Annotated in this window: 13 protein-coding genes; 8 read left to right on the top strand and 5 right to left on the bottom strand. The window is 41.7% G+C overall.

Features of this window, described 5'->3' with window-relative positions:
* The first annotated feature begins 20 nt into the window (after positions 1-20).
* Positions 21-776, top strand: coding sequence for a M90 family metallopeptidase (locus tag ACHUET_RS05395; RefSeq protein ID WP_394211293.1), 756 nt, complete (start codon positions 21-23; stop codon positions 774-776).
* Positions 777-902: 126 nt separating this feature from the next.
* Here the strand turns inward: ACHUET_RS05395 and ACHUET_RS05390 are convergent, their stop codons facing one another.
* Positions 903-1,571, bottom strand: a complete 669-nt coding sequence (locus ACHUET_RS05390) for a hypothetical protein (protein WP_394211291.1) — start codon at positions 1,569-1,571, stop codon at positions 903-905.
* Positions 1,572-1,783: 212 nt separating this feature from the next.
* Between ACHUET_RS05390 and ACHUET_RS05385 the strand changes: the two genes are divergently transcribed.
* Complete coding sequence (locus tag ACHUET_RS05385) at positions 1,784-2,269, top strand: hypothetical protein (protein ID WP_394211289.1); 486 nt, start codon at positions 1,784-1,786, stop codon at positions 2,267-2,269.
* Positions 2,270-2,600: 331 nt separating this feature from the next.
* Here ACHUET_RS05385 and ACHUET_RS05380 read toward each other — a convergent pair whose 3' ends face one another.
* The 3 genes from ACHUET_RS05380 to ACHUET_RS05370 form a co-directional block, all read right to left on the bottom strand.
* The gene (locus tag ACHUET_RS05380; protein WP_394211288.1) at positions 2,601-3,125 is read right to left on the bottom strand and encodes a cyclophilin-like fold protein; all 525 of its coding nucleotides are present in this window, start codon (positions 3,123-3,125) and stop codon (positions 2,601-2,603) included.
* Between the two features lie 22 nt (positions 3,126-3,147).
* Positions 3,148-4,329 carry an MFS transporter gene (locus tag ACHUET_RS05375; protein WP_394211286.1) on the bottom strand — a complete coding sequence of 394 codons (1,182 nt, stop codon included), beginning with the start codon at positions 4,327-4,329 and terminating at the stop codon, positions 3,148-3,150.
* Positions 4,330-4,438: 109 nt separating this feature from the next.
* On the bottom strand, positions 4,439-5,557 hold the full coding sequence (locus ACHUET_RS05370; protein WP_394211284.1) for an alpha/beta hydrolase: 1,119 nt from the start codon (positions 5,555-5,557) through the stop codon (positions 4,439-4,441).
* A gap of 195 nt (positions 5,558-5,752) precedes the next feature.
* Between ACHUET_RS05370 and ACHUET_RS05365 the strand changes: the two genes are divergently transcribed.
* The 6 genes from ACHUET_RS05365 (at position 5,753) to ACHUET_RS05340 (ending at position 11,704) form a co-directional block, all read left to right on the top strand.
* Positions 5,753-6,640 (top strand): LysR family transcriptional regulator, encoded by an 888-nt coding sequence (locus ACHUET_RS05365; RefSeq protein ID WP_394211282.1) that lies wholly within the window; start codon positions 5,753-5,755, stop codon positions 6,638-6,640.
* Positions 6,641-6,762: 122 nt separating this feature from the next.
* Complete coding sequence (locus ACHUET_RS05360) at positions 6,763-7,215, top strand: winged helix-turn-helix transcriptional regulator (protein ID WP_394211280.1); 453 nt, start codon at positions 6,763-6,765, stop codon at positions 7,213-7,215.
* 461 nt (positions 7,216-7,676) lie between these two features.
* Positions 7,677-8,219 carry a PaaI family thioesterase gene (locus ACHUET_RS05355; RefSeq protein ID WP_201599361.1) on the top strand — a complete coding sequence of 181 codons (543 nt, stop codon included), beginning with the start codon at positions 7,677-7,679 and terminating at the stop codon, positions 8,217-8,219.
* Positions 8,220-8,303: 84 nt separating this feature from the next.
* The gene (locus tag ACHUET_RS05350; RefSeq protein WP_394211277.1) at positions 8,304-9,191 is read left to right on the top strand and encodes an alpha/beta fold hydrolase; all 888 of its coding nucleotides are present in this window, start codon (positions 8,304-8,306) and stop codon (positions 9,189-9,191) included.
* 163 nt (positions 9,192-9,354) lie between these two features.
* Positions 9,355-10,686 carry an NAD(P)/FAD-dependent oxidoreductase gene (locus ACHUET_RS05345; protein ID WP_394211276.1) on the top strand — a complete coding sequence of 444 codons (1,332 nt, stop codon included), beginning with the start codon at positions 9,355-9,357 and terminating at the stop codon, positions 10,684-10,686.
* A 52-nt stretch (positions 10,687-10,738) separates the two neighbouring features.
* Positions 10,739-11,704, top strand: a complete 966-nt coding sequence (locus ACHUET_RS05340) for an EamA family transporter (protein ID WP_394211274.1) — start codon at positions 10,739-10,741, stop codon at positions 11,702-11,704.
* A 151-nt stretch (positions 11,705-11,855) separates the two neighbouring features.
* Here the strand turns inward: ACHUET_RS05340 and ACHUET_RS05335 are convergent, their stop codons facing one another.
* Positions 11,856-12,569: a DarT1-associated NADAR antitoxin family protein gene (locus tag ACHUET_RS05335; protein WP_201599385.1), complete on the bottom strand. Its 714-nt coding sequence runs from the start codon at positions 12,567-12,569 to the stop codon at positions 11,856-11,858.
* Between the last annotated feature and the right edge of the window lie 466 nt (positions 12,570-13,035).

Genomic DNA, 13,035 nt, shown 5'->3' with positions numbered 1-13,035 from the left:
GAACAATAGGGATAAAGTGTATGTTTGACATCATCAAAGACTGGCGTGAGCAGCGCATATTGGACAATAGCGAGTTCACGCACGAAGACTGGGCGCGGGCGGCTGAGCGTATCGTTATCCTTGATAGATTAGGCGAGGAGGAGAGAGGTCGTTTATTTGACTTAGCGACTTTGTTTTTGGATGACAAGTCTTTTACAGGCGCGCAAGGGTTTGAAATTACTGACACTGTCAAACAATCAATCGCGCTACAAGCATGTTTGCCTATCTTAAACCTAAGTCTTGAATGGTATAGCGGCTGGTCGTCTATTATTATTTATCAAGGTTCGTACAAAAGTGAGAGTACAACGGTAGATGAGTTCGGCATCGTCCACGAAGGCAGTCAGCACCGTAGTGGGGAAGCATGGCAGCGAGGCCCTGTTGTTCTTTCTTGGAAGGATGCTAAGCACTCAGGTGAGCGTGATGGACACAATGTTGTCATTCATGAATTTGTGCATAAGCTTGATATGATGAATGGCCGCGCTAATGGCTTTCCGCCGATGCAGCCTGACATGGACCCTGCACGTTGGACTGAAATCATGTCGCGAGATTTCGAAGATTTTCAAACGCACCGTAAGTCAGGTTTAGATCGTTATGGCGCGACTAATCCAGCCGAGTTTTTTGCGGTATTGAGTGAAGTATTTTTTGAAACGCCGCAAAAGCTGGTTGACGCATATCCTGATATTTACGATATTATGGTCAAGTTTTTTAAGCAAAGTCCAATTCAACCAAAACCATAAGTTTAAATTTATATATTAAAAATTGAATATAATATAACAAAGAAATAAAAAGGGCAGTGCTTCATATGTGATGCATTGCCCTTTTTTAATATATTTATCTGACCATTCAGATGCTTACGCTGTTATTTAAACCGTCCACTGATCGTTAATGACAGCGACGAGATAACGCTTACCCTGATACTCATCAAACACCAATCGCAGTACACGCCAGTCCATACCAGCGTATTCTTCAGTGCCTTTATAATAAAACTCCACAACGTCTGAGTTTTGGTATATGTCTTTTAAGTTATTGATTGAATTGCCATTATTGGTCAGTTTATTGACGCTGATATCCACATCATTGAATTTCTTGCCATCCACCCAAGTCTCCAAATACGTCGGCAGCGGTGTGATTAATAAATCACCAGTACCGTCTTTCTCGCCCCATGTGAAGCGAATATTGGACTGTTGTAAATATTGCGCATATTGCGCGCGATTAAAGACTTTATCAGACTCAGGGCGCACGTAGGCATACATCGAAAAACGAACGCCACGTGTGGGATGGATATCATCAGTAATTCTAGCAAAATCCTTATTGGCGAGCGCCCGCTGTATACGCAACGCTTGCTGTTTTAAGGTTTGTTGACTGATATCAGTACTCATAGGCGTTGCTGAGGTGCTGGTAGGTTGATAAACAATGGCTTCACTAGATTCAGAAGCGGACTGGCAACCAGTCGCGGTCAAAGTAAGCAATAAAAGGCCACTAGAAGCCAATGTTGCAGATTTTTCCTTAAAAAAGGTAGGTAGTATTATCATAAAAGCATCCTTACCACAGTTATTAGCAAAATAAACGTTACGATAAGCCACTAAAATTTGTCATCACAATAGATAAAAAAGAGCATAAAAGCGCTATGTAATCGGAATTTTGATGAGTGAACCTGAATGATACGATAATACAGCAGAGTCGTTATATGGCTATGATGTAATAGACCGTAACACTTATAAAATAAAAGCTCGTAGAGAACGACATGCCAACATACAAATCACTGATATTGCTATCAACCATAGCACTGACAACTGTCGATACTGCCACAGCAAATGTGACAAAAGCATCTCAGAAACAAGCTGCTGTGGCTGACATAAAGATCGCAACCATCACAAAAATGTACCAACAAGATATCGATGATCAAGGTATGAGTAATCCTGTGGTGCTACAACAATATGCCAATGATGACTTGCAAGCAGCCATGCAGCTAGAACAAGATTATTTTGATAAAACTCAAATGTCCTGCAATGTTGATTATGATGTGCTGTGGGATTCTCAAGATCCTGATTATACGCAAGACAAGAAGTTTTCGATGACCGATAAAGGATTGGTTCAAGTCAGCTTGGCGCAAGGCAGCAATATCTATTATGATTTGACGTGCAATGATAAAGATTGCCAAATCGCAGATGTTAGCTTGAATGAAGACGGTGGAACTTTGAGTAAGCATTTGCTTGAAACTTGTCGTTAGTAGAAAACTGAATTGACATTAAAAATGTCAGCGCTATGCTATTTTAAATTTAAAAATACTCAGGTAAATATACAAACGACATGACGCAGATTAATATTTAAGTTTCTACTGAAACCGTTGGTATGTTTTCGCATAATGTATATTATGTTAAATAAGGTCTATGTGGTAATAACTTCATGACACAGACTGCAGGTTTGTTCTACGTGTCATTCTTAATCGCCATAACAGCTGCCTAGCAAACCAAGCAAGCAGTCATCATGTGTTTCTTATGAGAATACTGTGAACTAACCTAGCGGACGTTTGAGTTTTTTTTATAAAGCATTGATACTAATCAGTGTTGTTCACGACTAAATTCAATTTGCACATTACCTTGTCCCAGTATATCAGCTAACTTATCAGGCTGACTCAATCTACCAATACGCGCATAAGAATAGGATGAAGAGAAACTCTTATAAAACACTACTAACGTTGATGAGCCATACAACATGACATCACCATTATTAATAGTATTTGCGCGACTGGCATTCGTTGGCAGTGCATTTGGTAGCTGAGCGTGCTTCTCATTACTGTGCAAATCCTCCATATTTAACGTCAAGGGTAATTGTGCCGCAAAAGCATGCGCAGTCGCGTTGTCTTCAGCCAACACTTCAAAACGATTTCCATTAATTGTCATCCACATATTCACTTGCTCCTTTTCTGATATCGGTTGCTCTGTATTATTAGAGCTTGTTTTTTGCGTCAAACTTTCATGCACAATGGACGAGTTTGATGTGCCATTTTGATCGTCAGCACAAGCACTCAATGCTGGCAAGATACCAACAGCCATCATAATGATCATACGGTTGCTCATATTCATCTGTTAAACTCCCCTAAAGTAGTTACTGCGCGGTCAAACGCGATGTTAAGAACGCGGAAATCACTAAGATAACAGCGCTAAATACAAACGTTGCCTGATAACCGCTATGATCAAACAAAATACCACCTACTGTCGAACCTAATGCAATAGCCAGTTGCACCACAGCGACCATCAAGCCACCCCCTACTTCAGCCTGTTCTGGCAATGTGCGAGCAAGCCAGCTCCACCAACCAACAGGGGCTGCTGTTGCTAAAAACCCCCAAAGACCAAGTAACACTGCCACAACCATGGTCGATGTACCAAAAAATATCAACGTCGCTGCAATTGCTGCCATAAGAATAGGAATTACAATCAAAGTTGTATAAAAATGCCGCTCTAAGAAAATGGTAATCACACACGTGCCAATAAACCCCATCATGCCAATGCCAAGCAAAATAAGTGACAAAGTAGAGATATTAACTTGAGTGATGGTTTCTAAAAATGGTCTTACATAAGTAAAAAGTGAGAACTGTCCCATAAAAAACAAACTGACGGCCAACATACCAATCATGACGATAGGATTACGGAGCAATCCTAAGATAGAGGGAGTTTTGTCATTTTTATCTGTGGTGACTTGCATAACAGGTAAACTGATCCACTGCCAAATAAGAGCTAATAGAGCCACAGGAACTAAACAAAAAAAGGCACCGCGCCAACCAATGATTGACCCAAGATAACTGCCCAAAGGTGCTGCAATGACCATTGCCAAGGCATTGCCACTGTTAAAAATAGCCATGGCCCGCGGCACATCTGAGGGTGGCACTAATCGCATCGCCATTGCTGCTGACATGGACCAAAATCCACCGATAACCACTCCAATCAGTGCCCTTCCAATCATATAAATCATATAATTTTGCGCCAGTGCCACAATGGTTCCTGATACCGCCATCATGGCAGTTAAAAGCAACAATAGCGTTTTACGATTCATATTGCCTACCACACGAGAGATCGTCAAACTTGTGATAACCGCAAATGCACCTGAAATGGCAATACCTTGACCTACCATCCCTTCACTGATGCTGAGATCTACTGCTATCGGCGTGAGTAGACTCACAGGCATAAACTCTGAGGCAATTAATGCAAAAACGCACAATGTCATGGCAAAAACCCCACTCCAATAGGCGGGCTGTTCTACATTTTTTTCTTTTTCTTTGGTGTTCAACATACACACTCTCGATATTGTATTGAGAATCTATTAAAAAATGGGTTTTAAACTAAACGAAAAACCGGCCATCACGTAGCTGGTTGTTTTTATAACTCACTACTCTCTTTTTTTATTTCAAGTTTTTATTAAAAAAGTCTGTCAATTTGTCAAAAGGGATTTTATCCATGCGGTCGTATAAATCGACATGGTTCGTATTTGGTAAAATGAGCAGTTCTTTTGGTTGTTTGGCTTTTTGATAAGCATCTTTACTAAAATAAAGTGAGTGGGCATCCTCGCCAGCAATGATTAAGATAGGACGCGGAGATATCTCGTCAATATAGCTCAGCAGTGGCATATTCATGAATGATAAAGGCGTCGTCGCCGTCCATGCGCCGCTTGAGTTCACTGCATTTTTATGAAAACCCCGATCTGTGCGGTAGTAATCGAAAAACTCTTTTTGCACAGGGTTTGGATTACTATCTAACGTTTCGGGCAAAATACGATCTGCCGTGGTCACTTTGTCGTTATCGTCTACATAGAGATCATGATTGGCCGTCGCAGGCTGCCCTTTCTCTGCGTCTATCCAGCGTTGTTGATTGAGATGTTTCAATACTGCTTGACGATCGCCTGCATCATAGCGATCATCACCGTCACCTACCCCATGTCCCATCGCACGACTCATATCGTACATACTGGTCGTGGCGACCGCTTTGATTCGCGTATCCATCGCAGCGGCATTTAAACCCATTCCGCCCCAACCACAGATACCAATAGCGCCAATACGATTTCTATCGACCTCAGGACGTAACCCTAAGTAATCTATCGCTGCACTAAAGTCTTCCGTATTGATATCTGGGGACGCGACATTTCTAGGCGTACCGCTGCTTTCACCCGTATAAGAAGGATCAAAAGCTATAGCGACAAAGCCCTTTTCTGCCATCTTTTGCGCATATAAGCCTGACGATTGTTCTTTCACAGCGCCAAAAGGCCCGCCAACAGCTAATGCTGCTAGCTTTTTGCCGTTATAGGATTTTGGTATATAAAGATCTGCGGCAAGCGTGATGCCATAACGGTTTTTGAATGTTACTTTTTGATGTGTGACGCTATCACTTTTAGCAAAAGTTTTATCCCATTTTTGTACGAGTGGGACGGTAGATGTGGCGGCTTGTGCCATATGATTCGCTCCAAGGATGGTTGAGCTGAGCAGTATTCCCAGGCTAAGCTTTTTGATCATTGATGGTAAGGTCATTGGTTGTCCTTTTTGATAGTAAATCATCACTTATCTGATGATTATTCATAATGTGTGAGTAGAAATAGCCATGTTATAAACAAGACAAAATTGTTTATAATATATTCTCTAAAGTCATGAGATTATCTTATACTTCTACGATTCTAGTGATAATACCCATTTTTTAACTTTTATTTATTCACTCAGGTTCTGAATATGCGACAACAAGAGAATTATAATGAGCTGCATGCTTTCTTATTGGTTGCTCAAGAGAGTAGTTTTACTAAGGCCGCTGTCAAACTTGGGATATCACAATCCGCACTGAGCCGCTCTATTAAGTTATTAGAGCAGCGCTTAGGTCTACAGTTATTCACGAGAACCACCCGTAGCTTGTCTTTAACACATGCAGGCGAAGCGTTGTTTGTGACCGCTGAGCAGAGTTTTAGTTTATTAGATGAGAAGTTAGATGGACTCAAGCATTTGCGCGAAACGCCTGCGGGGTTGGTACGCATTAGTGCTGGTCAGTATGCTATTGATAAAGTGCTGCTACCAAAGCTGGCCAAATTCAAACAGCTATATCCTGATATTGAACTCGAGTTGATTAGCGATACTGCTTTGTCAGATATTATCAGCACACAATTTGATGCAGGGGTTCGCTTTGGTAGTTTAATCACCGAAGGTATGATATCGGTACGTATCGACTACGATGAGGAGATTGCTGTAGTCGGTTCGCCAGACTATTTCCATGAGTTTGGCTTTCCCAAAACACCTATAGAGTTGAACGATCACAATTGCTTGGGCTATCGATTCATGGGTGGCGGTATGTATCACTGGGATTTTATGATTGATGGTCAACCATATAAATTAAAGACGCAAGGACAGTGGGTATTCTCGACTGATTACTCAGTGATTGATGCCGCAAAACGAGGGCTAGGCATTGGTTATGTGCCCATCGATATGATTAAAGATGAGCTAAAAAACGGCAAGCTTATTCATATATTGAGAGAGTTCAGTCATACCTTTAGCGGCTTTCATTTATATTATCCGCATCATAATGTGTCACCTGCGCTACGAGCCGTTATTGATGCTTTGAAGCTCAAATAGTATTTACTTGGGTAGCAAAGCATCAAGAAAAAATGAGCCATTCAAGCTCATTAAGACGACCCCTAAAGTTATGACCATTTAAGGTATAATCATCTATAAATCAGAAACTAACGTTGATATTTATGGCTAAAGTGTCTTTAGATCGCCCCAGCCTTATTGCTTGCCCTATCGCTCACAACCTTTCGGTGTTTGGCGATCCTTGGTGCTTGCTGATCTTACGCGATGCTCATATGGGACTGACACGATTTGATGAATTTCATAACAGCCTAGGCATTGCACCGTCGGTGTTGACCAAACGTCTAACCACTCTAGTCAAAGAAGGTGTATTGACAAAACACCGCTACTCGACACAGCCGCCGCGCGAAGAGTATCTATTAACGGAGGCAGGTCAAGATATACTACCGATACTATTCATCTTAAGGGAATGGGGTCTTACTCACAGTCCTTGTTCAGACTATGATAAAAGGGCTATTTTTGTAGATTCTGAGACAAGTGAGGAAATCCAACCTGTCGTCATTGACAAAGTGACTGGCGTTGAGATTGGTAAACTTGCCATCCAAAAAAAGTTTAAATAAGCGTTTTATATAGATTTTAAGCGTTATCATTTCTTGATGATTTTTCAATCCTTCTTTTGCACAATCAACTCTTTTTCATAAGCCATTGCTTGTGCTCGTGTTATTTGGCAAAAAAAATCGTGCTTAACTCGCCTTTGAATCACCCGTACGCTCTGTTGTATTAAAGAATTCTTTTAGCGATACGTACTTACCACCAGCTGCCATTCTCACGCGAATATATTGGCATAAATGGCCTCAAATTTTATGCTACTTGCCAGCAATTCTATTAGAAATAATGAAAAACTCTTAAGAATAAATATACATAGTAACTGTATTCTTAAGAGTTATTTTTAAGAGTTACTATCTTTTTAGTAGTAACTATATTATCTTATATTACTTCTTTGCCAACAAATCTGCGCGTCGCTTATAAGCCGCTCCCACCAAATAGAATGTATAAAAAACCCATACACAAGGACTGTAAAATGGATGTTACGAAAACAGATATTAATAATACGCTGGCTAATTGGGAAGCTGATGATGTGCGTATACGCGCTACATTAGGCTCTATAGGGATAACCTCGCCTGCTCAACTGGCCAGCATGAGTGGCCAATCATTTTTTGATGCCATGTTTGCGGGAGAGTTGCCCTCACCACCGATTGGTGAAACGCTTGATTTTATTCCTATCCACATAGAAGGCGGTAAATCCATCTTTCAAGGTCGACCCGGTCAGCAACATTACAATCCACTAGGTAGCGTACATGGTGGGTGGTTTTGTACCATCCTTGACTCTGCTGTCGGCTGCGCCATTCACTCAACCTTGCCAGCTGGTAAAGGCTATACCACATTAGAGATTAAAGTAAATATGATTCGAGCGTTGACCAAAGCCATTCCGCTAGTGCGCGCTGAGGCTAATATCATCCATGTCGGGAGACAAACGGCCACTGCTGAGGGACGCATTGTTGGGCCTGATGGCAAACTGTATGCTCATGCCACCACGACTTGCTTGATTTTTGATATGCAGTAGTGAAAATACTGACAACTTTTTTACTTAACATGTTTTTGATCATTGATGAAATTTTGATAGTTAACAAATAATAAGGCCAATACTATGCAAGCATTCGAACGGGCAATGACCCTAGGTAATAAAAAAGCCCGCTATTATGACTTATCTGCTTTGGTTAATAATGATAAAAACGCCCCGTTATCTCCTGCGCATTTTTATGGCGGCAATGGTTTTACGGCTGGTGTCTATTTGCCGCTACTCACCAAGCTCAGTGAGCAATTTACTATCAACAGTCTTGCCATGCGTGGCTATTGGTACGATCTACCATCCGTCAAAAAGCTGACTCGCGAGCAAGATGCTGATATATTGATTGATTTTTTAGAGAGGACACAGGATAAGCCTATTGTAGGTATTGGACATTCTCAAGGCGCGACTGCCACCGCCATTGCCGCGGCCAAACGTCCAGAGCTATTTTCACAACTGTATTTGATAGAGCTCGTTACTTTTACCAAATCGCAGATGCTCATGATGAACTCAGCACCTGACGATTTAAAGATAACTCAAGAGCCTTTTAAAAGCACACAAGCCAAGCAAACACAGTGGGAAAGCGTTGAATCCTACTATGACTATCTACGGGCGCATCGTGCTTTTAAGCGTATTGATGACAACAATCTTTATATCTTTGCAAAAAATAGTCTTGTCCAAAATAAGCAAGGGCAATATAGTTTGCTTTTCGCTCCTGAGCAAGAATTAGCAAGCTACTTCGATACCCCTTTTGTTAATGACGCCTTAAAAGACCTTAACACTGTTGGTTTGCCTTACACTATTGTCGTTGGCAAACCTTCTATGTTTATCAGCGATGAGGTGCGTAAAGTTTGGCAGCACCTTGTCCCTAGCGAGCGAATCATTGAGCTGTCGGACAATGGGCATCTGCTGCCAATGGAAGCGCCTGAACAATGTGCAAACATCATTATAAAAGCGTTTAATGATTGAAAGACATAGTATGAAAAACTCCGAAGATGAAAAACCGATGATTGATGATTGAGAATCACCCTATCTTTGTGAGCTAAGCTCGCACCTAAAGAAAATTAACTTTTATAGCTACTATTAGTATTATCTAAAAATAACGAAAGCCCTAATATCACGGAGTTATCCAATGCGACAGATCAAAAGACTACCTGCCATAGATGGTCAGCTTGGTTGGTTTGAGTCTGTACTTTTTACACGTCCTATGCCCGTGCAGCAAGCTGAAAAAAACGAGCACTTTGACGTTATTGTCATTGGTGCAGGATTCTCAGGTCTCGCGACCGCTGGCCGATTGGCTGAACTCCTTCCAGAGGCGCGCATTGCCCTTGTTGATGCGCTAGAAGTTGGTCAAGGAGCGTCTGGTCGTAATGCAGGATTTATTATTGATATACCTCACAACCTAGATCCTACAGAGCCTGATGCACAGGAAAACACGAAGGCTCGCGACTTGAATACCTTTGCTATTCAGCGACTACAGCGTATTCAAGAGCAACAAGGATTAGAGGTTTGTTGGCACCAGGCTGGTAAGTATTTGGCGGCTCATGAGGAAAAGCACTTCTCTGGTTTGAGTGACTTTGTAAAGACGTTAGAAGCCATCGGAGAACCGTACGAGATACTAAGTGGTGATGCCCTAGCAAAGAAATTGGGTACGCATTACTATAAGCGTGCAGTCTATACACCAGGTAATATATTGGTTAATCCAGCAGCCTTAACAATCTCCGTCGCCAGTGCGCTACCCGCTAATGTGACCTTGTTCGAGAATACGCCAGTCCAAGAAATAGACTTGGCCAATAAAGTCATCCAAACCCCAAAAGCGCGACTCAGTGCCGATACCATCGTCTTAGCCACAAATGCATTTACAGAAAAATTTGGTGTGGCTCCTAATCAAATAACGCCGATATTCACCTATGCCAGTTTGACTCGCCCGCTGAATGATAATGAAATGCAGTGTTTTAAAGACAAGGCTACTAAAAATATAGCACCTTGGGGACTTACTTCTGCGCATCCAGCTGGCACGACGGTGAGATTTACACCAGATCGACGAATATTTATCCGCAATACTTTAAATTATCAGCCTACCCTATCTAGCACTGGGGCATCACTCGACAAGGTAAAAACCAAGCATCGTCAGTCTTATTTAGCGCGTTTTCCGCAACTGCCAGACGTACCATTTGAGTACACATGGGGCGGTATGATCTGTGTCACGATAAATCACCAACCTGTCTTTACGGAGCATAAGCCTAACGTATACGCCATTGCTGGCATGAATGGTGTTGGAGTGGCAAAAGGCACTTATTTAGGTCATTATATGGCGGAGCACATCTGCGGCAAACAAAGTCCAGAGCTGGATTTTATCCTTAACCATTCAGTGCCGAGCTGGATACCGCCTGATCCATTTCGTAGTGTCGGCGCGCATATTCGCCTCTCTTTTGAAGAGTATATGGCAAAAGGTGAAGTGTAGCTTCCAACTATAACAAAAGTGTTAAGTATAAAAATTAAGCACGGACGATCATATGACCCCTATATACACTGCACTGGCTGTACTAGTTACCTTTATCTGGGGTGTGAATTTCACCTTTATTGCGTGGGGGTTAGAGAGCTTCCCGCCACTAATGCTGACTGCTCTACGCTTTTTCTTTACCGCCGTACCCTTGGTTTTGTTTCTTAAGCCACCTACGTTTAACCGTACCTTACTCATCTATGCTATCGGTACCTTCGTCATGCAATATGCCTTTGTATTTACGGCCATGCATCTAGGTGCGTCACCGGGTTTGACGGCGTTGTTGCTACAAATGCAGATTTTTATCACTGTACTGTTGGCGTACTTTATTTTGGGCGAAGCAGTCAGTCGCATGCAAATCATCGGTATGTTGGTCGGAGTATTAGGCCTTAGCGTGATTGCGCTAAACCTTGGTGGAGATATGCCTGTGGCTGGATTTGTCTGCATCTTGATTGCCGCAGTCGGTTGGAGCTTTGGTAACATTGCATCCAAGCAAGCCTCAGCACAAGCGACCTTAAAAGCAGCACAACAAAAAACAGACGTGGCTACTATCGCACCTACCACTGGGAAAAACAAGATCTCTGCTTTGTCTGCTCTAGCACTGGTAGCATGGGGCGGACTCATTGCCTGCGTGATCTTAACTGTATCTTCTCTTATGTTTGAGACTGATGCATGGCAGCTGGCGACATTTACGGATGCATCGCTCAAATCTTGGCTATCACTTGGGTTTATCGTGTATATCTCAACCTTAGTGGGTTTTGGACTCTGGGCACATCTACTCAGTCAAAACACTGCCTCCAAGGTTATGCCGTTTGCTCTATTAGTGCCGGTATTCGGTATGACAACGTCCGTAGTGCTTACGGGCGAAGTTGTAACGTGGTGGAAAATGCTGGCAATGATATTGATATTGTCAGGGTTATTATTAGCAAACGTGAAATTTGGGATAAGGAAAAAACCTGCTCATAAGTACAGAGTCTAATAGTTCACTCTTAGATAAATGGATAAACGATGGTTAAAGACTCATTGTCGAGACAATGAGTCTGGCTATTAAGTAATATGACGTGAAGGCAGATAAAATAAGAGAGACGATCAATAGCCTATGGTTTCTCATGTTTATCGTTACTCATTTATCAAATCCAACCTTCTTCCAAAAGATGCTCAGTATTACTGATTTTAAACTCACTACATAAATCATAAAATGTCATTGGATCTTCAACATTATCAAGCATCTCACGTTTATTAAGCGCCACAAATAACGCCAGTGCATAAGCTGCACTATGAATAGACTTTTTGGGATTAAAGGTAATATCGGTAAAGGCTTGATATTGCATCACCTCCTCATGTAGCTGAGGATTTTGTTTTAGGGCATTTACATATAGCCAATCATAAAACACAGTCAACGGTTCTGTACCCCACTCCATACCAAAATAATTGTAGCCAATGAGTTCACCCGAGGTCATTAATCGCTCGTCCTTTCTGGCTTGTCTTGGCGGTGCTGTCAGCAAGTCAATGTAAGGGCCACCATCTTCAAAAACCATACTGGATTGAAAAGCATTTTCGACACTGTATTGATTACCATCATGCTCATCAGTGATTTTTAAGCTGAACGGACTCAGCGGAAAACTCAGCTTATTGCCAGATTTACTGGATAATTCCAAAACATGGTTAAAGCCATACTTTTTGCGAATGACTTGATGCATATCATTGATAGATTTTTTCTTTTGTCTGGTCGCAAACCCCACATGCCGTTCAAATCTGACCATGTCTGTTTTTACTAGGTTGTCACTGTTGACTCTAGGCATAAAGACAGGTCTGTGCTCTACAGCGTCTTGGCTTTTTTCCATAGAGTTGCTTCTTTGTTCCATAACGATGTGCCTTATATCAATAGTCTTTTATAAATTTTCTTTCACAGTTGATCTGGTCGCCAAATGGTAGCTGTTCACTCATTTTGACAGATATTGAATTCCATTAGCGCTCGCGAGGCAGTTTATCTTATTATGCATCATTTATCTGCCCTATTTTAAATTTGCCAATAGACTTGCTGAGTTTTGTTTTTATGAATACTTAGAAAATTAGCTTTTAGTCGTTTTACGTGCCTGCACTGATATTAGACCTTAAAATAGCACCTTCCAGATTTGCATAGAACAGTACTATGACCCTAATTTTTATATTCTGTGCGCGTACGCGACCGTGGTTTTTACGATAAATCCGCGCTATCGCTTACCAAATGGACGATTCGCTTTATCAATTTCTCTAATTATGTACCGAAATGATGAGCGAAAAACGATACTTAACCCAATAAGCGTGTGG

This window comes from Psychrobacter piscatorii (assembly GCF_043641605.1).
Taxonomy (GTDB): Bacteria; Pseudomonadota; Gammaproteobacteria; order Pseudomonadales; family Moraxellaceae; genus Psychrobacter; species Psychrobacter piscatorii_C.
Note: the sequence above shows the minus strand (reverse complement) of the source record. Positions and strands in the feature narration are given on the sequence as shown.